The organism is Paenibacillus sp. 598K (assembly GCF_003851045.1).
Taxonomy (GTDB): Bacteria; Bacillota; Bacilli; order Paenibacillales; family Paenibacillaceae; genus Paenibacillus_D.
Genome location: NZ_BFBX01000048.1, coordinates 16,312 through 37,462 on the forward strand (window position 1 = coordinate 16,312; position 21,151 = coordinate 37,462).

13 protein-coding genes and 3 pseudogenes are annotated in these 21,151 nt (G+C 58.4%); 5 read left to right on the top strand and 11 right to left on the bottom strand.

The genetic code is table 11. The annotated features are described in order from the left end of the window. Window positions 1–182: 182 nt before the first annotated feature. The 8 genes from PA598K_RS15405 to PA598K_RS15440 all read right to left on the bottom strand — a co-directional run bounded on the left by PA598K_RS15405 (window position 183) and on the right by PA598K_RS15440 (window position 11,915). Window positions 183–1,067 (bottom strand): carbohydrate ABC transporter permease, encoded by an 885-nt coding sequence (locus tag PA598K_RS15405; protein WP_260405429.1) that lies wholly within the window; start codon window positions 1,065–1,067, stop codon window positions 183–185. Window positions 1,068–1,087: 20 nt separating this feature from the next. Further along, window positions 1,088–2,035: an ABC transporter permease gene (locus PA598K_RS15410; RefSeq protein WP_260405430.1), complete on the bottom strand. Its 948-nt coding sequence runs from the start codon at window positions 2,033–2,035 to the stop codon at window positions 1,088–1,090. A gap of 101 nt (window positions 2,036–2,136) precedes the next feature. After that, window positions 2,137–3,642, bottom strand: a complete 1,506-nt coding sequence (locus PA598K_RS15415; RefSeq protein WP_128657820.1) for an ABC transporter substrate-binding protein — start codon at window positions 3,640–3,642, stop codon at window positions 2,137–2,139. A 176-nt stretch (window positions 3,643–3,818) separates the two neighbouring features. Further along, a complete protein-coding gene (locus PA598K_RS15420) occupies window positions 3,819–5,420 on the bottom strand; it encodes a helix-turn-helix domain-containing protein (RefSeq protein WP_128657821.1) in 1,602 nt (533 codons plus the stop codon). A 12-nt stretch (window positions 5,421–5,432) separates the two neighbouring features. Then, the gene (locus PA598K_RS15425; RefSeq protein WP_185602000.1) at window positions 5,433–7,184 is read right to left on the bottom strand and encodes a sensor histidine kinase; all 1,752 of its coding nucleotides are present in this window, start codon (window positions 7,182–7,184) and stop codon (window positions 5,433–5,435) included. A gap of 102 nt (window positions 7,185–7,286) precedes the next feature. Continuing rightward, on the bottom strand, window positions 7,287–9,530 hold the full coding sequence (locus tag PA598K_RS15430; RefSeq protein ID WP_128657823.1) for a glycoside hydrolase family 3 protein: 2,244 nt from the start codon (window positions 9,528–9,530) through the stop codon (window positions 7,287–7,289). 3 nt (window positions 9,531–9,533) lie between these two features. Beyond that, a complete protein-coding gene (locus PA598K_RS15435; RefSeq protein ID WP_185602001.1) occupies window positions 9,534–11,312 on the bottom strand; it encodes a DUF5605 domain-containing protein in 1,779 nt (592 codons plus the stop codon). Between the two features lie 225 nt (window positions 11,313–11,537). Beyond that, window positions 11,538–11,915, bottom strand: coding sequence for a hypothetical protein (locus tag PA598K_RS15440; RefSeq protein WP_128657824.1), 378 nt, complete (start codon window positions 11,913–11,915; stop codon window positions 11,538–11,540). A gap of 208 nt (window positions 11,916–12,123) precedes the next feature. Between PA598K_RS15440 and PA598K_RS15445 the strand changes: the two genes are divergently transcribed. The 3 genes from PA598K_RS15445 (at window position 12,124) to PA598K_RS15455 (ending at window position 15,940) form a co-directional block, all read left to right on the top strand. Continuing rightward, window positions 12,124–13,749 carry an AraC family transcriptional regulator gene (locus PA598K_RS15445; RefSeq protein ID WP_128657825.1) on the top strand — a complete coding sequence of 542 codons (1,626 nt, stop codon included), beginning with the start codon at window positions 12,124–12,126 and terminating at the stop codon, window positions 13,747–13,749. A 125-nt stretch (window positions 13,750–13,874) separates the two neighbouring features. Continuing rightward, window positions 13,875–14,918, top strand: a complete 1,044-nt coding sequence (locus tag PA598K_RS15450) for an ABC transporter substrate-binding protein (protein WP_128657826.1) — start codon at window positions 13,875–13,877, stop codon at window positions 14,916–14,918. Then, a complete protein-coding gene (locus tag PA598K_RS15455; RefSeq protein ID WP_185602002.1) occupies window positions 14,918–15,940 on the top strand; it encodes an NAD(P)/FAD-dependent oxidoreductase in 1,023 nt (340 codons plus the stop codon). The genes PA598K_RS15450 and PA598K_RS15455 overlap by 1 nt, the downstream gene beginning before the upstream one ends. Window positions 15,941–16,005: 65 nt before the next feature. Here PA598K_RS15455 and PA598K_RS15460 read toward each other — a convergent pair whose 3' ends face one another. Next, on the bottom strand, window positions 16,006–17,970 hold the full coding sequence (locus PA598K_RS15460) for an ABC1 kinase family protein (RefSeq protein WP_128657828.1): 1,965 nt from the start codon (window positions 17,968–17,970) through the stop codon (window positions 16,006–16,008). Between the two features lie 93 nt (window positions 17,971–18,063). Further along, window positions 18,064–18,975, bottom strand: a complete 912-nt coding sequence (locus tag PA598K_RS15465) for a class I SAM-dependent methyltransferase (RefSeq protein WP_128657829.1) — start codon at window positions 18,973–18,975, stop codon at window positions 18,064–18,066. A gap of 62 nt (window positions 18,976–19,037) precedes the next feature. On the opposite strand from PA598K_RS15465, the pseudogene PA598K_RS15470 reads away from it, so the two are divergent. Both PA598K_RS15470 and PA598K_RS15475 read left to right on the top strand, forming a co-directional pair. Continuing rightward, window positions 19,038–19,586 (top strand): annotated as a pseudogene (locus PA598K_RS15470) (carbohydrate ABC transporter permease); the annotation flags it as partial. Beyond that, a pseudogene (locus tag PA598K_RS15475) lies at window positions 19,583–20,351 on the top strand (sugar ABC transporter permease). The pseudogenes PA598K_RS15470 and PA598K_RS15475, both read left to right, overlap by 4 nt. Before the next feature lie 116 nt (window positions 20,352–20,467). On the opposite strand, the pseudogene PA598K_RS38780 reads toward PA598K_RS15475, so the two are convergent. Further along, window positions 20,468–21,151 (bottom strand): annotated as a pseudogene (locus tag PA598K_RS38780) (collagen-like protein); the annotation flags it as partial.

A 21,151-nucleotide genomic window follows, 5' to 3' on the forward strand; every position in this document is an offset into this window, starting at 1 on the left:
GATCTTCCGATCGCTGTTGTCCCCAGATTTCTTGATTGTCAAACAGCTGAAGCTGTTGAAATCCGGGGACAGCGTATGCTTTCGAAGCTAGCTTTTCTGCGAAAAGCTTTTAGGCGACCATTTCATTTCTACAGATTCGATCCCGTGCCTCTTCGGCCATTTTGAGGACAGGCTAATCTCTATTAGCCTTTAACAGCCCCGATAGTAAGACCCTTGACGAAGTACTTCTGGAAGAACGGATAGACGCACAGCATCGGGATGATGCCGATGACAGCCATCGCCATCCGCACCGAGTTCATCGGGATCGAGGCGGACGCCTGCGAGGCGTTGCCGCCAAGGTTGTTTTGCTGCAGGAACTGGATATTGCTCAGCATCCGGTTGAGCAGGTTCTGGATGCTGTACAGCTTGGGCTCGGTCAGGTAGACGAGACCGTTGAACCAGTCGTTCCAGTAGCCGATCGACAGCATCAGACCGATCGTCGCCAGGATCGGCAGCGACAGCGGCAGGACGATGGAGTAGAAGATCTTGAACTCCGATGCGCCGTCGATGTAAGCCGACTCGATGATCGGCACCGGGATCGAGGTCATGAAGAAGGAACGGATCAACAGGATGAAAAATCCGTTGGTCAGCAAGCCGGGAATCATAAGCGCCATCAGCGTATTTTTCATATGGAACAGCTCGGTATAGATCAGATAGGTCGGCACCAGACCGCCGTTGAACAGCAGCGTGAAAAAGACGATAAAGGCCAGCACGCTGCGGAACGGCAGCTCTCTGCGGGACAACGGATACGCCAGCAGCGCCGAGATGAGCAAGCCGACTGCAGTGCCGACTACAGTGACGAGCACGGTAATGCCATACGCACGGGAGACCGCGCCCACCTGATTCCACAGATACGCATAAGCCTCCATACTAAACTCGCTTGGCCACAACGAGTATCCCTTGGTGACGATCGCTTGCTCGGAAGTGAAGGAAGCCATGAACAGCAGGACGAACGGAAACAAGGAGACGGCGGACATCAGGAGCAATATGCCATGGACCACCTTTTGATTCATATCATTGGTTCTCATGCTTTATCCCTCCTGTCGATCTAGAACAATGCCCGGTCGCGATCCTTGCGGGCGACCATATAATTGGAGAACAACACCAGGATGAATCCGACCAAAGCCTGATACAAGCCGGCAGCGGAGGACATGCCGTAGTCGGCAAGCGTCATCAGTCCGCGGTACACATAGGTGTCGATAACATCGGTCGTCGGCTGTAGCGGCCCCGAGTTGAGCGGCACCTGGTAGAACAAGCCGAAGTCCGAGTAGAAAATCCGGCCTATGGCAAGAAGCGTCAGGACGATAATCGTCGGCATAATGAGCGGTACGGTAATGTTGCGGATCTGCTGCCATTTGCTCGCCCCGTCGATCGTGGCCGCCTCGTAGTATTCATGGTCAATGCCGATAATGGAAGCCAGATAGATGATGCATAGATAGCCGATATTTTTCCACAGATTGACGATGGTCAGGATGTAAGGCCAGTACTTCGATTCGTTGTACCAGCTGACCGAGTCGATGCCGAACATCGGCAGGATCGTTTTGTTCATGAAACCGTTCTCTACATTGAGCAGCGACAACACCAGATACCCGACGATAACCATCGAGATCAGGTAAGGGAGCAGCACCAGGCTCTGGTAGAAACGGCCAGCCAGCTTGTTGCGCACTTCATTGAGCAGGATGGCCAGACCGATCGCCACGGTCGTATTGATGACGATAAAGGCCGCGTTGTAGAACAAGGTGTTGCGGGTAATGACCCAAGCGTCGTTCGTCTTGAACAGGTACTCGAAGTTTTTGAGTCCAACCCAGTCGCTGTTGAAGACGAGGCTGAGCAAGCCGCGATTGGCAAAGTCGAGATCCTTGAAGGCGATCACGACGCCGAACATCGGCAAGTAGTTGTTGATGAGCAGGTAAGCCAAGCCCGGGACGAGCATCAGCAACAGCGCCCGATATCGCTTGATTCGTTTGAAGATGTCGCTACCGCTACTCTCTTTCATGGCTGATTCCTCATTTCCTATGAATCTTTTCGCTTCAGAGGGCCTTGGTGCGAGTAAAGGCGCCGTTGGACGCCTTTACCTCTGCCTGTTGCCGCTGTGGCTTACTGCTTGGCTGCGAGCCATGCATCCAGCTGCTTCTGCTTCTCGGCGATGATCTTCTCGAGCCCGGAGGCCTTCAGCTTCGCGACATACTCGTCGAGGACCGCCGGGTCCAGGCTGCCGGACTCGAGGCCGATCCTGTATTGGTTGGCGACGTTCGTGACCGCCGCCACCTCTGTCTTGACTGGCGTAGAGTCAAAGGAGAAGCCCAGCGCCGGCGAGAAGGTCGACGATTGATTAAACTCGCGCATCTGATCCCAAATATCGAGGTCCGTGCCTTCCCATGTCAGAGCCAGCGCATTGTTGCCGACCTGCCATTGATTGAATACCCAGTTGCTGGTGACGCCATCCGGCACCTTGATATGGCCGCTGTCGGTTTTCTCGTAGTGCGTGCCTTCGATGCCGTTATCGAGCAGATTGACGATCCCCGGATCGGTATACCACAGATGCATCAGCTGCATCGAGCGTGCCGGATCTTGCGCATTGCGCGGGATCGAGAGCATAAAGCTATTCGCCGAGGTGGACATGGAGACCGGCTTTGTAATTCTTACCGCTACCATCTCGTAGCCGTTCAGACCGTTCTCCTGATTTTCGAAGCCCGGTTTCATGTTGGAGAAGTAACCAAACGCTTTGCCCGCTTTGATGAGCGCATTATTGCCCTCTTGCGTCGTCGCGGCGTCCTGCATAATATAGCCCTTCTGGTACCAGCTTCTGGTGAGCGCCAGCGCATCCTTATATTCCTGCGTCTCTTGCTGCGCGACGACTTTGGTATCCCCGTTATCGACCATCAGGACGCCAAAGCCATCGCCCAATGCATCGATTCGGCTAGCCAGCAGCTCGGAGACAATTGATGTTGTCTGGCTCCGTTGCACGAGCGGCACGATACCCGGCTCGTTGTCCAGGATCGTCTGGAAGATCGGCTCCAGATCCTCGAAGGTTTGGACCTGACTCAGATCGATATTATGCTTCTCTACAAGATCCTTGCGAGCGATGAAGCCATAGTCGGCGGCGGTGTCCCGCACGCTAGGCACGCCATAGATCTTGCCGTCGATTTTCGTACCGTTGTAGATGTCCTCCACCATCGTCGCCTTGATATCGGCTTCGTAAGGCTGCAACAGCTCGTCCAGCGGCAGCAGCTGGTTTTTGGCAACCTGCGCGCTGTAGTTCAGCAGGGAGGAGCTGACCATCAGGTCCAGTGGCTCCGAGCCGGCGAGCAGCAGGTTCGTCTGCTGCGTCCAAGCTGCGATGTCGATCGGCATCAGCTTCACATTGACATTGATTTTCTCCTTTGTAATTTTGCTGATCTCGTCTTGTACGGCCTGTACGTCCGTCATCGTCCCGATGCCGAGGAAAGCTACCGTCAGCGTCAACGTCTTGTCGCTGTTGCCCGATGACGTCGAGCCCCCTTCCGCAGGCTCCTTGGAGCCGCTGCTGCATGCAGCGAGCAGCATCGCGAGGATGAGCAGCAGGGATAAGACCGTCGTACCCTTTTTTGTTTTGGTTATCATTCGGGTGACCTCCAGTTAGTAGGATGAACTTGGTGTATGCGTTTTCATTGCTGTAGTCTTATTGTAGCCGGACCGCATCCTTCGCGCTCACCACGAATACGACTTTCTGTTTTTGATTTTCTGACCTTCTTGTGCAGGGCTCGGCGAACACTCGGTGAACAGGACAGCAGGGAGCGTTAGATCGCTCCCTGCTGTTTTTTGCGATAGTCGGCCGGCGTGAGGCCAGCTACTTTTTTGAAGAGGGTGGAGAAGTAGGAGATGTTGGAGTAGCCAGCGGCGATCGCGATCTCGCCTACAGACTGATCCGTATTCTCCAGCAGACCTTTGGCATACTTGATCCGTTGCTGCTGGAGATAATCGGAGATGGAGATACCGGTTTCTTTTTTGAACAGACGCGTCAGATAGTCAGGGTTGAGGTACACATAGTTGGCGATCTCCTCGCGCGAGAGCTCCAGCTCGCCCAGATTCTCGTCGATATATTGCTTGACCCGATCGACGATCGACGGGTTGTTCTCCTCCGGATGCAGCCGGCTCATCACCGTGCCGATCAAGTATTGGACCCATTCGCGGAACGTATGGATGGACCTTAATGCTGCGTTGGGCTTGTCGGTGAGCAGACGCTCCGAGAAGACGTCGCTCGCATGCAGTCCCTTGAGCTGCAGCACATAGAAGATCATCTGCAGCACATCCTGATAGACCTGGTACAGCCGCTCCTGATCAAACTCGCCGACCTCGTTGAAGTATCGCTCGACATCGGCGAGCAGACGCTTTTTGCAGCCCTGCTTCATCCATTCCGCCCACTCCTTGACCGGCGGCGGATGGATCGCCGCGCCGACGCCGGGAGTCTCGCCCAGCAGCAACGCTTCGTTGGTCGACGTCACGTTGCGACGCTCGCTCTGCTGCAGCTTGTCCAGCACGCCCGCCATCTGATGCACAGCGGCTGATGGCCCGATATAGACGATCAGATCGCAATAGAAGTACTGATGGCAGGAAGCGATATAATCGCGGGCGCACGCCAGCCGGTCGGCTGCGCGCTCGCCCGCCTGGCTCGGCGCGATGGCTAGCCAGGCGGCCTCCCCGACAGGCACAATAGCGCTTTCGGGATCGTTGCCAGCCAGCCTTTCCGCCGCTGCGTTTTGCAGCGCGTACTCCAGCATCTTTTGCTCGCGCTCCGTTAATGGCTTGTTCCACCGCTGCACGCGGATATATACCGGCATGAATCGACTGTCCGCTCGATAGGGCAGATTGTGGCGTGCCGCATGCTCCCTGATCGTCTCCGACGTCGCCCGCACCCGCTGCTCCAGGATGTCTCGCCAGAACCGCTCTTGTCGGAGGGGACGATGCGCCTCCCACAGCATCGCGCTGCGCTGCAGCGTCTCCTGGAACTGCTGTCGCTCCTGATCGAGACTGATCTTCTCGAGCGCATGGGCTATGACCGTCTCCAGCTCCGCATAGTCGACCGGCTTCAGCAGGTAGTCGAAGCTGTTCATCTTGAACGCCTGCTTGGTGTACAGGAAGTCCGAGTGGCAGGTGAGGAAGATCGTCTCTGTGTCCGGATGCGCCTCTCGGACCCAAGCCGCCAGCTCCAGCCCTGTGCCCTGAGGCATCTCGATGTCGCAGATCATCAGATCGATCCGTTGCTGCTCGAACATCTCCTGCGCCTGTCTCATACTGTGCGCTGTATAGACGCGCTCTATTCCCAGCGCGTCCCATACGACGCCTGCCTGCAGCCCTCGGACCGCATGCACTTCATCATCGACCAGCAATACGTTGTACATCGCCGTGCCTCCTCAGTTGTCCAGTCTCGGGATCCGCACTTCGACCACAGCTCCGCCGTCCGGTTCGTTGCGGAAGGCGATGTCCGCTCCCAGCTTGTATAGCAGCCGAAGCCTGCGCTTGATATTCCAGATGCCGACGCTCTCTCCGCTGCCGCTGATCGCTTCTTCATCGCCTTGCAGCGCTGTCAGCACCTCCGGCGCGAAGCCCGGCCCCGTGTCCTTGATCGTAATGACCATCCGCTCGGCTTCCGCTGTCGCTGCTCCCTCCTCCTCGCGAGTGATCGCGATATCGATCTGCAGCACGCTGTCCATCGTGACGCCGTACTTGATCGAATTTTCCACGATCGTCTGGATGATGAGCGGCGGAATGCCGCAGCTCAGCACGGCATCGTCAGCCTCGATCCGATAGGTCAGATGCTCGGGGAAGCGCAGCTCCTGGATACGCAGGTAGTTGCGCGTATGGTCGAGCTCCTCCTTCAACGTCACCATATACGTATTGCTGCGGAACATAAACCGGAAGTACCCGACCAGACATTTGGTCATCTCCTGGATGACGGCATAGTCCCGCACCGTCGCGAGATTGTAAATAATATTCAGCGAATTCAAGAAAAAATGAGGGTTGATCTGCAGTTGCAAATGCTTGAGCTCGGCTTGCTGATGATTGAGCTTTTCTTCATAAACGTTAATCTTCAGGTCGCGAATCTCCGTAATCATCTCGTTGAACGTCTGGTTGAGGACAGAGAACTCGGTCGATGTCGCATGCGGATTGAGATACGATTGCCAGTGCTCGTCGCGCAGCTTGCGCATCGCTGATATGATGCGCTGCAACGGCAATAGGAATACCTTCCTCATCATGAGCAGGAACAAGAGCAAAAACACGACGGCGCCTATCGTCAGGAGCGAAGAAATCCGTTGCAGCGCCGGCAGCTTCTGGAGGATCGCGCTCTCCGGCACCAGCGCCAGCAAGCTGAAGTCGCCCCTCTCGGACGCTTCGCCCATGATCAGATACGATTGCTTGTGCCCGGTAATCTGGAAGGACTCCGCATCGTAATGAAGGTCGATGCCCTCGGAGCTCACCTTGTCGGCAAACTGCATCGGCTCAAGCTCGCTCGTCGCCAGCAGCGCGCCGCCCTCCTTGCCGAAATCCATCAGGTCGAACGGCCGCATCAGCTTGTCCGCTCTCACCCATGCGCCGACCAGCACCGAGTTGCTCCGGACCAGATGGTAGATATAATAGCTGCCGTTGTCCGCCTTCCACACCTGCCACTTCTCGAAGCTGCCCTCGCCGCTGCTGCTCCTCAGCAGCCTGCGAATCTCGTCCTGGACCGCTGCCCGCTCCTGGAAGCTGCTGCCGTAATCTGAGCTGCCCGCCATAAGGAAATCCTCATTGGGCTCCGAATAGATGAATAACACATCCATCATTTTATAATATTCGATCTCGTTTTTCAGATCATTGAACAACCGCAGCCGCGCCAGCAAATATTGCGTCGAGTCTTCGGGGGTGGGCGCGTCGAGCAGCAGTAGGTCGGTGTTGCGCTCGGATAGATTGTACAGATAGGCATCGACCTCGACCAGGGAAGCATCGGTCTGATTCATGTACAAGCTGAGCAGGTTTTTGTTGGACTGGGCCACCTGGTTGCGGATAACGTAGGACGAATAGACGTCCTTGACCTGCATGATGACGATCAGGGGCACCATCAGCAGCAGGATCGAGGCGAACAGCTTGAACCGCAAGGAATGGAGAAACGGGCGAAATCGCTTCATCGGCGATCTATCCTCCTGTCTAAGCATATCTCCCCTCATCTTAACATCTGAGATGGAAGAAGACACCCTGATAACTACTGGTACAGGGTGTCTCAAGTGAAGTTACTCGGAAGCGGCGTAGGCTGCGGTGCGGTGGTCACGGATGACGCCGGACCAGCTCAGGCCATAGCCAAAGTCATAGCTGTGGCCCTCGGTGTCGACATGGACGCGCATATCGCGCGGCACATCCTCGCGCTGCTCCTCGACCGTCGTCATATCCGCAGGCAGCTGCATCGGCAACAAGCCGGACGGCTCGCGCTCGCCGGTCAAGATCGCCAGCAACGCCTGGTCCTGCACGCCGAAGTGCGTGACGATCGCGTCGGCCAGCGGCTCGAATTCGCGACAGACCGTCGGCTTGGTCAAGGCCAGCACGACGATGACCGGCTTGTCGCCCATCGCCTGGCGCGTATCGATGACGAGCTGCATGTCGGCGCTGTTCTTGGCGGTCACCGTCTTGCCCTGGTACGAGCGATTGGCTACATCGCTGGCGCGACTGTCTCCGGCGATGCTCTCCGCGCGCGCGTCGACCGCTGTGTAAGGGGCGTACTGCAGGCTGATCGGCACATAGCCGGTGCCGCCAGCCTCCGCCTCTGCGGGATCGTAGCCAGTGCCGGAGTCGGCGCCGCGGATCGCCACCAGCGCGAAGTCGGCTTCCTCCGGCGTGTCGACGAGGTCGAACGACTTGGCGACGATCGCAGGGTTGACGGGATACTCCAGCTTCTCGGGATACGGGAAGTCGAACCAGTCCTCGCCTGCCGGCGTATAGCGCTGCGGCAGATACACCTTCTGGCGCGTCTGCAGCGGCAGGACGTTGCCCCGGTTTTTGAGCAGGACGATCGACTTCAGCTGCGCCTCGTACCCGTCCGTCATATAGGCTGGCTGGCCGACGAGCTGCTCGCTCACCTCCGGCTTCAGATAAGGATTCTCGAACAGACCGACCCGGAACAGATTCATCAACAGCCGCGCCGCCGACTGCTCCATACGCTCGCGCATGACGGCCTCGCCGTGCGCCTCTGCGCCGATACGATACGCCTCGAGGATCGGGCCCGCCTCGCTGTTGCCGCCGAACTGATCGACGCCGGCCATCAGGATCTTGTAATGCCGTTGCGCTACCGTATACCCATCTTCGACGCCCCAGCTCCGTCCGCCCGGGAACAGACGCTCGCAACGCTGCGGCTCATCCTCGGTGATGGCCCAGTCGGTGCAGACGACGCCGTCGTACCCATATTCGCCGCGCAGCAGATCGCGGATCAGATACTCGCTATAGGAGTTGCCGACATTCTCGCCATTCTTGCGGTCCTGGCCATAGGAGATCGTATAGTACGGCATCACGGCTGAGGCTTGTCCGGTGCCGCCCTTCAACTTAAACGCGCCCTCGGTAAACGGGATCAGATGCTGCTCGAAGTTGTCGCCGGGATAGACCGCGTACTTGCCGTAGCCGAAGTGCGCGTCGCGGCCGCCTTCGCCGGAGCCGCCGCCAGGCCAGTGCTTCACCATCGCATTGACGCTGTCCGCGCCCCAGCCCTGGTCGGGACCAGCAGCGTGAGCGGTCGTCTGGAACCCGTCGATATACGCCTGTCCCATCGCGGCGGACAGCTGCGGGTCCTCGCCGAAGGTGCCGACGAACCGGCTCCAGCGCGGATCGGTGGCGATATCGACCTGCGGCGACAAGGCGGTGGCGATGCCCAGCGCGCGATACTCCAGCGAGGCCACCTCTCCGAAGCGCCGCGCAACCTGGGGATCGAAGGTCGCAGCCAAGCCCAGCGACTCCGGCCACATCGAGATCGCGCCGCCGGCTCCGGCGTTGTACTCGACGCTGGCATCTGTGCCATGCCGCGGATCGCTGCTAATATTGACCGGGATGCCTAGCGGCGACGACTCAGCCAGACGCTGCAGCTCATTGTTCCACCTTGCAGCCGTCTGCGGACTGCTCACCGAGGTGAGCAGGATATGCCGCACCTGCTCGTCCGCCAGCAGCGCCCGCTGCTGATCGGTCAGGGCATGCGCCTCAGCTCCGCTCTCCTCATAGGACGCGCCTCCGTACGTGCCTGCAAAAAAACCGCCCGCTGCCGGCACCTGCTGATGCGGGCTGTACAGCATCAGACCTGCGATCTGCTCCACGCTCATGCGGGACGCCAGATCTCTGGCCCGCTCGGCCGCCGGCAGACGCCAATCCTCGTACGGATGGAGCTGACCGTCCCGACTCAGATCCTTGAACAGCAAGCCGTCGATCTCCAGGATCCGCACGCCTGACTCTGTGCTGTAGCCGAGGGTCGGACCGTTTACATTCTCAATGTATCGAATCATCGTTCAGTTCTCCTTATCCAATGGTATGTTCGGCCTCGGCGCTTGGTCGACCCGGATGAGCCGGACCGCCATATACTCCCGACCCGGCAGGTCGATGCGGAAGCTGCCCTCGTATTCGACTGGCTGCCGCTCGATCGTCATGTTCCAGGTATCGATGACGTCTACGGTGTAGCGTACGCCGGGCTTCATCGTGAAGACGCGGAAGCTCGGGCGATTGAAGCCAAAGTAATAGAGCAGGTAGCTGTCGGCGACGCCGCCGATCGGTACGTCCCAGTCCATCACGCTCTTGGGCAGCGGGCCGATGCCTGACTCGGGCCCCTCCTCAAGGATGCCGCGCAGGAAGCCGATCCTCGCGGGCGAGGTGCCATGCAGCTCGCCTCCCTTGGACCACCAGAGGATGTCCTCGGGATGGAGATACGTCTCGCCATGGCCGACATAGCCGCCGCGCACCGCGCCCTCCCAGCACCGCCGGGTCATCTCCTCGCCGCTAATATTGCCCCAGCCCGTCTCGACATTGCCCTCGTAGGCGCATTCGTCGAGGACGATCGGCTTGCCCCAGCGCTGCCGCCACTCGTCTGTGTACTCTGCAGTCCGGTACACGTCCTGACGCTGTACGCTGCAGTGGGTAATCCAGGGCCGGGAGTAGTCGTAGAACGGGTTGCAGTTATGGATCGAGATCAGATGGCCATGCGGGTCGGCGGAGGTGACGAGGCTCGCCATCCGCTCCCAATCCTCGGTCTCCTTGTCCCACATCAGGTCGTATTCGTTGGCCATGGACCACCAGATATGCCGATAGGCGGACAGCCGGGCCGTCACATAGCGAACATAGAGATCGTCCGTCGCCGCCCCCATCTCCGAGAAGCCCCATCGATCATACGCATGGAACAGGATCAGATCGGCCTCGATGCCAAGCTCGCCGAGCTGCGCGATCCGCTGCTCGAGATGGCGGAAAAACGCCGGCTGGAAGCGCGTATAGTCCCACCCCTCCTCCAGCGAGCCCTCGTAGGGATAACGAGGCGGTTCGTTGGCGTTGTAGAGATAGGCTTTGGGGAAGACGCACATCCGCAGCTTGTTGAAGGGTGAGGACGCCAGCGTCTCCAGGGTCTGCTCCTCCAGCGCTTCCTCCTGATGGGTCCAAGCGTAGCAAGTGGTGCCGACCGGAATGTAACGCGTCCCATCCGCATAGGCGAAGTGGAAGCGGTCCTTGACGCGCACTGGCCCGTGATTGCCCGCAGCAGGAGCGGTGACGGTGAAGCCGCCGCGCAGGTTATCGAGCGATCGCGCGTTGCTGCGTGTGCGGAACGTCCATTCGCCCTCCTGCTCCGGCATGAAGCGCACATAATAGCGGCCAGCCCCGTCATAAAAGCCTTGGGCGGTGGCGGCAGCCCCTTCTGCATGCGTGAACTCGGCTGCAAGCGCAACGTCGACATACGGATTGCCATGATCCGGCCCGTCCAGCGACAGCTCGAATACGCCCCATCGCTCGGCTGTGGACGGCCATGCCGCAGATGCCGTTGCTCGGCCGGGTCCATCCACGTCGTAGTCGGCTCTGGACTCGAGCGACGCCGACTCGCTCTGCTCCTGCAGCGGCGACAGCTCGCGCAGGAGGGCGGCGCGGGCCGACTCCGGCAGAGACGCCAGATAATCGCCCAGCGTCATCATCTTTTTGAATTGCAGCACGTAGTCCTGCCCCTCTAGCCCAGGATCCTGCCGGAATAATACGGCACGAGCTTCCTTATGCTTCAACACATGGCCCAGCTTCGTTTGATCGCCGAAAATCACATCCTCGTCCTCCCCGCGTTCGTCATGTATGCGTTACCATAATACAAGTGTAAGCCATCGCGGGAAGTTTGCCAGCCGCTCAGACGACTTTCGACTATCACTATTCCGACTTTTTGAGGATGGGTCCCTCTGTCGGGTGATGACATTGCGGCTACTCTTAAAAAGGACAACGCCCCCTGTCGGCGACGGCAATTCCCTAACGGAATGAAAAAGAGACGTCTACCCTCAAGGGATATACGCCTCCTTTAGCTCCGCCTGTATCGTCTCGCCCTCCACATATCGGATCTCCACCTCGTTGCCTTCTTGCAACGAAGCAAGATGGATGAGCGGAACATACGTATCGATCACAGCCTTGGCGGGTGCGCCGTCCGCAGTGACGAACGACACTTCGACGATAACGCCGGGCTGCCCGTCCATCGATGCATTCGTCTGACGGATCGACTCGATCACCGCCGTCGCCGGGGCGCCGGTCGCCAGTATCTCCTTGCGCTGCTTCATCTCGTTTCGCTTCTCGCCGATCATCCGGAAAACAATTGCCAGGACGAACGCTGACGTCACCATTCCGAAGCCAACGACGATCAGGATTATGGTTGTGAGACTCATGCCTTCGCTTCACCTCTTCATCTTGTAGTTCTTGTAGCGTGTTACTCCACATGGCGCTCCGCTTCTGTAACAGGATACCACAATGTAACGGCTTCGGGGTAGATGCTGGGCGTGACGGAGCGGGGGAGGCGACACTTGCCAAGCGCTTCATTCCTACGTAAGCTGGTAGCAACGGATATTAGTCCAGGAGGAGAGGAGAGTCGATTCCATGCACAGGTCCAATACGTCAGACCGCCATGTCGAGCATGACTCGGACCATGTCTATCTGCGACTCCAAGCCGTCGAAGCGCTAGGCGATCAACATGGCTCGTGGCGGCTGCAAACCCAGTTTTTGGAGCAGCAAGTGCTGCTCTGTATTACCAGCGGCCATGGTACGCTCACGCTCGACGGCCGTTATATCGAGCTGCGTCCGGGCACTGTCTATGCATGCGGCGCTGGCCAGCTCGCCGAAGCCACGGTACAAGCGATGGACGAACGCGGCTGCTATGCCATCCATTATGATCGATACACCGCCGCTGGCGACCCTGCCCGGCTGATCCTGCATCCCGGCGTCGATACGAATATCCCTGGCGAACTGACTGCCGAGTCTCCACTGCGACTGGCCATGCTATGCGCAGAGATCCATCGCCTGTGGCAGGCCGGTACAGACCTCGATCGCTTCGGCGCCCAGACTCGCTTCCAGGAGATGGTCTATCAACTGCTGCTGCATGCGCGCGCGCCAGTCTCGGACGAGCAAGCCGCGCTGGATGCAGCCAGGATGTATATCGAGCGACACTATAGAGAGAAAATTACGATCGACGATCTGGCCGGCGTCGCGCGTATGAGCGCCAGACATCTGATGCGTCGGTTCAAGCAGCGGTACGGGTGCAGCGCCATGGACTACCTGACCATCTACCGCATCCAGGAAGCGCAGAAGCTGATGCGCATCGAGCCGCCGCCGCCGCTCAAGGAGGTCGGCAGCCAGGTCGGCTATCAGGACGATATCTACTTCCGACGCAAGTTCCGACAGATCGTCGGGATCGCTCCGGCGGCTTATGTCCGCAACAGCAGGCGGAGAGTCGTCGCCTGTCATCCGCAAGCGATCGGCATCCTGCTCGCGCTGCAGACGATCCCTTGCGCTGCCCCTGCCTCGCATCCATGGACCTCCTACTATCGGCGCAAATATGCGACCGACCGCGTCATGCCGCTGAGCGACCTCCCCGGCGAACGGCTGGCTCAGCTCCAAGCCAGCGGCGCAGACGCGATCCTGGCGACCGGCGGTCGCCTCTCCGAGGCAGAGCTTGCAGAGCTGCGGTCGATCGCGGCAGTATGCGAGATCCCTTGGCAGGGGCAGGACTGGCGCGAGCATCTGAGGTATGCCGCGCAGTGGCTCGGAATCGCCGGGATGGCCGATACTTGGCTGGCCCGCTACGAGCAGAAGGCCGCAGCCGTACGCGCGCAGATCGACCCGATGATCGGCGAGCAGCGGCTGCTGATCCTGCAAGTGACGGCAGAGAGGTTGCTGGTGCCGGGGGCTCACAGCATGGCAGAGGTGCTGCATGGCGATCTGGCGATCCGGCAGGCAGAGCCGTTGCAGGATCGGCGCACGCCGGAGATCAAGCTGGAGGAGCTGCGACAGCTGCGCTTCGACAGACTGCTCGCCGTCATCGACGATGACGACGGAGCGCGAGCGCGCTGGCAGTCGATGACGTTGAGCGCGTCGTGGTGCGAGCTCGATGCGGTCCGTCAGCGACGCGTCGATACGCTCGACGTGACGCCGCTGCACGACTATACCGCCTTCACGCATGAGCTGCTGCTCGAGGAGATCTGGAAGCTATGGCATGATCGTGCATAGAACAAAGTCCGGATTGCTACTGTTCCGCCGGAACGGCTTTGCTTTATACTACTCCTAAATGAAAATGATAATTAATCTTAATTAGATCTTTCATTCCTATTCATTCTTTAGGAGGCAACTGTAACATGACACGTACCCGCTCTACCCTTGTCCTTGCTGTATTGCTCCTCGCACTGCTAACCGCCTGCGGCGGTGGAGATAAGACCGGCCCTGCAGGCGAGCCCGCCGGCACCGGCACGACTGGCGCCGAGAGCGGCGCTCCATCGGAGCAGACGTCGAATACCGAGGAAGCAGGGCAAGCCGAGGCCGACGCGGCGGCTACCCGTATCGTCAAAAGCGCAACCGGCGAAGTCGAAATCCCCGCTAACCCTGAACGCATCGTCGGTCTGTCGGTCGTCTACCCGGAGTTCCTGTATGCGCTGGGCGTCGTCCCCGTAGCCGTGCAGAACTATCATGACGAATACCCGGCCTATCTGCAGGAAGCGTTCCGCGATACGCTCAAGACCGGCATCGCCAAGACACCGAACTTCGAAGCGATCCTCGCCGCCGAGCCGGATCTGATCATCGCCCCGCAATGGTGGTCGGAGAAAGACTATGACCAGCTCTCGAAAATCGCGCCCACCGTACTCTTGCCCGAACGCGAGGAATGGCAGGATGAGCTGCGCGATATCGCGGTCGTACTCGGCAAGGAAGACGCTGCCGAGCAAGTCATCGAGGACCTGAAAGCGAAGGAAGCGGCCGCCACGGCGCGTCTCGACGAGCTCGTCGGCGATGAGACCGTGTTGTATATGCGCGTCATGGCCAAGGAAATCGTCCTGCACGGCGAAAATCTGTCACGCGGCAGTCTGGTCCACAAGCAGCTCGGGCTAAAGCCGGTCGAATCCTTCCCGCAAGACGAGATGTCGCTGTCGATCTCGCTGGAGGTGCTGCCCGACTATGACGCCGACCACCTGATCGTCCAGCTCGACGACGATACAAACGAAGAGGTGAATAGCGCCTTCACCGAGCTCTCCTCCAGCTCGCTGTGGAAAAGCCTGAAGGCCGTCAAAAACGATCATGTCTATATGGTGGGCAGCAAGGAATGGTTCAATGTCGGCATGTCGCCGCTCGCCGACAGCTACGCTATCGATGCGCTTGTCGCCGCCTTTGAAGAAAAGGCCGGTCGCTGATGCAGCCAGAGGAACTCTATGATCTGACGATTATCGGCGGCGGTCCGGCGGGAATGTACGCGGCGTTCTACGCCGGTATGCGGGAGATGCGGGTCAAAATCATCGAAGGGCGGGAGGAACTGGGAGGATTCCTGCATACCTACTCGGAGAAGATGATCTGGGATGTCGGCGGCATCCCGCCGATCCGCTGCGCGCGGCTGATCGAGCATCTGGCCGAGCAAGCTGTCACCTTCATGCCGACGCTCGTCTTCGGTCAGCGCGTGGAGACGATGGAGCGCAGTGCAGACGGGGTCATCGTGCTGGGGGCTGACACGGGAGCGCTCCACTATACGCGCACGGTGCTGATCGCCGTCGGACGCGGCGTAGCGGAGCTGCAGAAGCTCGAGCTCGAGGGGGCCGAGCGCTACGAGCTGACCAATCTGCACTATACGGTCAGCCGGGTGGAGCGATTCCGCGACAAGCGCGTACTCATCTCTGGCGGCGGCAACAGCGCCGTCGACTGGGCGCTCGAGCTGGCGGAGGTGGCCGCGCATGTCACGGTGGTGCATCGCAAGGACGAATTCCGGGCGATGGAGCGCAATGTCACGATCATGCGCGAGACGCTGGACGTCCGCACGCCTTGTCAGATCGAGCGGCTGCATGGCCAGGGAGATCATCTGTATGCGGTCACGCTCACCGATCTGGCGAGCGGCGCGGAAGCGCTCGTCGAGGTGGACGAGGTCATCGTCAACCATGGCTACAACAGCAGCTTCGGGGCGCTAAGCGCCTGGGGACTCGAGCTGGAGGACGGCCTGCTCCGCGTCGATGCGGACGCCGCCGCCTCGATGCCGGGCGTATACGGGGCGGGCGACTGTGTCGTCCATCCCGGCAAGGTGCGACTGATCGCCGGGGCATTCACCGACGCGGCGCTCGCCGTCAACAGCGCCAAGCAGTACCTCGAGCCCGACGCGCATGCGATGGCTTACGTCTCCTCGCACAACGAGCTGTTCCGCGAGCGGAACAAGTCGCTGACGAGGCGATAGCATTCCTCCCACAACCCTTTGTACGCGCAAGCGCGCCTCGGCCTTATAGGCCGGGCGCGCTTGACTTATTCCTTCGGCTTGAGCGCTCTGATGACGGACATCATCAGGACGAACATCCCGACGCCGAAGCCGGACATCGACAAGGGAGCCAGCAGGAAGCGCATCGCTTCGTGATGGACAAAAAAGCTTGCGAGCATGATGACCATGCAGATGACGGTAAACAAGCCAACGGTTAACGTTGCGACGAAATCGGGCCAAAGCCGACCTTCCTCGCGGGCAAGGGTAATTTTATTGTCTCTGAGCAGCGGCAGCGCCAGCAATTTCGGAAGGTAGTCGGCGAGCTGTCCCTGCACCTGATCGATGCGCTCCTTGGCCAAAGAGCCTTTGTCGATATGGCTGGCGTAGGACTGACTCACTCGGGACAAGGAGTAGTTTTCATCCACTGAGGATAAGGTGCCGTCGATCGTGATGAGCGCCCGGAAAGCGCCGGCTACCGTAGGCTTCAAGGATAACCCGATGTCCGAAACCATCGCCATAAGCCGTCGCATCATGACACTCGTAGCATCATGCGAGAAGGAAGCCTCGGCCAGCAGTCTGCCCAGTCGCCGTTCGATCATCGCTGCATCATGCCGATGCCCTTCCTCGCACACGTCCATCAAGCCGCGAGCCATTTCCTTCGTATCCCCATTCGTATAGCCCATCAGGAAGCTCAGCATGCCGTTTCGTTCATCGTCGGACAGATAACCAACGGAACCGAAGTCGATGAGCGCTACCTCGCCATCCTTCGTCAGCATCAGATTGCCGGGATGCGGATCGGCATGAAAAATACCGATCACCAATATCTGATCCAGAAAAGCGTGCATAATCATATCCGAAACATCGCTTGTTACCGTTTGGGTAAAACGTTTCCCTTCGATATACTCCATCGTCAGGATTTGCTTCGTCGAATACGCCGAATAAACCTTAGGCACACGAATTGGAATGTTATGCTCCTGAAAGGCTTTTCGCAAGGTGTTTGTATTCAATGCCTCGCTATCGAAGTCCGTTTCTTCGATCAGACTTTCCTTGAAGCCTCTAGCAAGCTGGACCAAGCCCAGCCTTTTCATTTTGGAGGAACGCTCGGACAGCCAGGACACGAAAGCAATCAGGACATCGAGATCGACGGTCATCTTTTGCTTCACGTCGGGTCTCAATAGCTTGACGACGACCTTTTCTCCGGTCTCCTTCAGCCTTGCCAGATGCACCTGTCCGATCGAAGCCGCCGCGATAGGTTGCATATCGAAGTCCGCGTACGTATCGTCAAGGTTGCCGATTTTGCTGTCGATGATCTGTTTGAGCTCCTCTTGACGGAGCGGCTGTACCTGATCATGCAGGCTCGAGAACGCTTCGATGTAGTGCGGAGGGAGCATATCCTTTTTGGTCGACAGTACTTGGCCGAACTTGACGAAGACGCCGCCCATCTCCTCCAGGATGTCCGCCATCACATGGGGCAGCTTGGCATGATCGAGCTGAATCAGCTGCGGCAGCCCTTTCCTCGAAGCAATCCAGAACAAGCGGAGCAGCCGCCGATACCCGCGAAGTTTGCCGAATAGATAGCCAAGCGGGTTAGCGGTCTGCAATAGCTTGAAATTAAAAAGACTCAACAGCACATAGACATAACAAGCGATAAATAAAATCAAAACCGGGTAATAGAAAAACATCACGCGCATCACCTCGGCATCCGAGGGTGTGTGCGTCCGATTGAAGTAGGTAAAGTACAGAACCAGCGTTACGATGGAGGTACTGGACAACACGGCTATAATGAGCTTCAGCTGTTCCGTTTTGAAGGTCTTGATGTTGCTTATCGCAAAGTAGAACAGAAACGCCACGATCAGGATGCTGCTCAAATAAAATTGCTCCAGCACTTGAATCAAGACGCTGACTACGAGCGAGCTGACTAGCGATATAACAATCTTGTACTTCTTCTTGAACAACATCGCCATCGCCAGAAATACGACAAAGCAGACCAGCCATGTGATAAAAAAGAACATGCTCCACCTCACCCGTGCCCGTTATCTAATCACTCCCTCCTACTATAGCACACTGGACCCAAAAGCCAGAAAACCTTAAACATGAGTACGCTGTCAGCTCCGCTCCTCTTCCCGGCTATACATGTGCTGATCCTGCAAACGCACCAGCACCTTGCCGAAGCGGCCGCCCTGTCGGACCGTCACCTCGCCCTCAGGATAAGCGCGCTGCACATAGGCCTGGGCGACGCCGCGCAGCCGGTTGGTCTCTGACGCGCCGAACATCCGCAGCATCGGCATCAACTCGCCGAGCGCTTCATCCTGCGTATACACCGTCGTCTTGCTCTCCCGCGTGATCAGCGACTGGAACGCATAGCCGTGCAGCAGCAGAAGATTCATCAGGTAGCTCATCTCCAGCAGCTCGCTCCGACGCGGGCGATCGGTGACGAGCGGCCACACCTCCTCCAGCAGACTATGCTCCCTCTGGCCGACCATCGTGCTCATGTAACAAAAGCCCCTTGCACAGGAGAGCAGTCGCTCAATGCTCGCCCAATCGTGCAGCACCGGACACATCGAGACGAAGACAAGGTCAAAGGCTCGCGACCACCCCCGCTCCTCCAGATCGATCGTCTCGAACGGCTCGCTGACGATGTCTATCGCTCCATTCGTGAGCTGCGAGCGGCGCTCCTCCAGCAGCTTCACCTGCGGGGGCGAGGTCTCGACGGCTGTGACCGATGCGCCCTTCTCGGCGAATGGGACGGCAAAGCCGCCCGACGCTGCGCCGATATCCAATACCCGCGCGCCCTCAAGCTTCACGCCTTGATCCTCGAGCCAGCCGATGATGCGTCTGGCCCGCTTTCTCCCCTCCGCGCTAAATGTCTCACGGTCGAAGGCAATCGCTTTCTGATCGAAGGATCGGGTCGGATCAACGCCCGCCCGCTGCATCTTGCGCGCTGCCGTATCTGCGTCCTCGCGCCAGGCTTGCTCCCAGATCGCCGGGTCGAACAGCGTTGGAATAGGGTTTGTCATCAATCATTCACTCCTTATAATAGATTACATGAGTCTATAATATCCGAGATATGAACAGCAGTCAACGCTTTTCTTTGCTGATGCTGCTCAATGGACAGTTCGGGCCGATCAATCAGTTCCTCGCCCAGTTCGGCCTTGGCGGCCTGCCCTGGCTGATCGATCCGATGTGGGCCAAGGTGACCGTCATCGTCGTCAATATGTGGGTCGGCATGCCGCAATCCTTCCTGCTGGTCAGCGGCATGCTCACGACGATCTCGCCGGAGCTGTACGAGGCAGCCACCGTCGAAGGGGCCAGTCGCTTCCAGCGATTCCGGGTCATCACGCTGCCGCTCATCCTGTTCGCGACGGCGCCGATCCTCATCCTGCAGTTCGTCGGCAACTTCAACAACTTCAATGTGATCTACCTGCTGACGGAAGGCGGTCCGGTCAACGGCGCTTACCAGTTCGCAGGACATACGGATCTGCTGATCACCTGGCTGTACAAGCTGACGCTCAACAATAATGTATACAACATGGCTAGCGCCATCGGTATCTTCATCTTCATCGCCGGGCTGTCGCTATGGAACTACCGCCGCACCGCATCCTTCAAAGACGAGGAGATGATCCAATGAGCATACGAAAGGCTACGCGTCTGCGACTTCTCTTCAGCTATCTCTTCATCGCCGTAGTCGTCGTCTGGAGCTTGTACCCGGCGTTGTGGGTCGTCATCTCCTCGTTGCGGCCGGGCAAGTCGTTGTACAGCGGCTCGTTTTGGCCCAAGGCGCTGACGCTGGACCATTACCGCGAGCTCTTCGCCTCCGAAAGTCTGATGTTTGCCCAGTGGTATGTCAATACGCTCAAGGTGGCGACGATCAGCATGGTGTTCAGCACCGTACTCGTGACGCTTACCGTCTATGCGCTCTCTCGCTTCCGCTTCACCGGCAGGAAGATGACGCTGAACGCCATCCTGATTCTCGGCATGTTCCCGGGATTCATGAGCATGGTCGCGGTGTATCTGCTGCTGATGCAAATCGTCTTGCTCAACACGCACGCTGCCCCGCAGCATGGAGGAGGCAGCCCGTATGGACGGAGCCAACCATGTCCAGATCTTCACGTGCATCATGCTGCCCTTGTCCAAGCCGATGCTCGTGTTCGTCGCGCTGACCACGTTCAGCGGAGCATGGGTCGACTACATCTTCGCCAGCCTGATCCTGCGCTCCCGAGATAAATAGACCGTCGCTGTCGGCCTCTATGATATGGTCAACTCGTATCAGAACGCCTATTTCACGCTGTTCGCGGCCGGAGCTTGTCTGATCGCCGTGCCGATTACGCTGTTCTTCATCTTCTTGCAGCGGTTCTTCGTCGATGGACTCACCGCCGGAGCCAGCAAGGGCTGACCGCCAGCGGGACACATGCTATCCACGACAAACTGTCCGTTCAGAAGCCGGGAAAAACTTGCTCGCGCCGATCTCTGCCAGGCAGAGATCGGCGCGAGTTTTTTTAAGCAGATCTTTTACAAAATTCGGTGCATGGACCAGACAACTCCCGGAGAACCTCCCCCGATATTGATAGCAATCGTTAATCCATTTGCTTCATAGAACAATCCGATAATATCTCCGGCATTAAGTTGCACATCGCCAGCCAGGGTGACCGTGCCGCTTCCCAGGATAGCTCGTAGACTTAGCCCCAATAAAATATTGACATTCAGGATAGGAAAAAGTCCTGTCACCAAATCGGTCACTGGCGAATTTGTGCGGCGCACGACAAAGTTTGGATTAATCCCAGGACCAATTGAAGCGGTGAGAGCGGCAGTCGTGGCATAGTTAATTGTTGCTTTAATTGAATACCTACCTGTCGTCGGGACCGTGAAATTCCCTAAGGAAGGATTAAATGTACCGTTATTGTAGTACGGATTAGCAACGCTGAATCCGGTCATTTGTGTAGAGGCTGACACACTCGTCAGAAAGGTTAAGGCCGAAAAACCGTCAGCAGCTACATTGGGCCCGGTCGCGCCGGTAGGGCCTGTCGAGCCGATCGCGCCTGTAGTACCTGTCGGACCGGTGGCTCCTGTTGCGCCAGTAGCACCAGTGACTCCGATTGTTCCCGTCGCTCCAGTCGGGCCGGTGGCTCCAGTGGAACCGGTAGCTCCCCTGGCCCCCGTCTCTCCCCTCACCCCGGTGGCTCCTGTGGCGCCAGT

Coding starts and splice junctions, on each gene's coding strand:
- PA598K_RS15415 (WP_128657820.1), bottom strand. CDS start 3,642: ATGATAACCAAAACAAAAAAGGGTACGACGGTCTTATCCCTGCTGCTC.
- PA598K_RS15405 (WP_260405429.1), bottom strand. CDS start 1,067: ATGAGAACCAATGATATGAATCAAAAGGTGGTCCATGGCATATTGCTC.
- PA598K_RS15440 (WP_128657824.1), bottom strand. CDS start 11,915: ATGAGTCTCACAACCATAATCCTGATCGTCGTTGGCTTCGGAATGGTG.
- PA598K_RS15445 (WP_128657825.1), top strand. CDS start 12,124: ATGCACAGGTCCAATACGTCAGACCGCCATGTCGAGCATGACTCGGAC.
- PA598K_RS15460 (WP_128657828.1), bottom strand. CDS start 17,970: ATGTTCTTTTTTATCACATGGCTGGTCTGCTTTGTCGTATTTCTGGCG.
- PA598K_RS15430 (WP_128657823.1), bottom strand. CDS start 9,530: ATGATTCGATACATTGAGAATGTAAACGGTCCGACCCTCGGCTACAGC.
- PA598K_RS15450 (WP_128657826.1), top strand. CDS start 13,875: ATGACACGTACCCGCTCTACCCTTGTCCTTGCTGTATTGCTCCTCGCA.
- PA598K_RS15420 (WP_128657821.1), bottom strand. CDS start 5,420: ATGTACAACGTATTGCTGGTCGATGATGAAGTGCATGCGGTCCGAGGG.
- PA598K_RS15465 (WP_128657829.1), bottom strand. CDS start 18,975: ATGACAAACCCTATTCCAACGCTGTTCGACCCGGCGATCTGGGAGCAA.
- PA598K_RS15410 (WP_260405430.1), bottom strand. CDS start 2,035: ATGAAAGAGAGTAGCGGTAGCGACATCTTCAAACGAATCAAGCGATAT.
- PA598K_RS15455 (WP_185602002.1), top strand. CDS start 14,918: ATGCAGCCAGAGGAACTCTATGATCTGACGATTATCGGCGGCGGTCCG.
- PA598K_RS15425 (WP_185602000.1), bottom strand. CDS start 7,184: ATGAAGCGATTTCGCCCGTTTCTCCATTCCTTGCGGTTCAAGCTGTTC.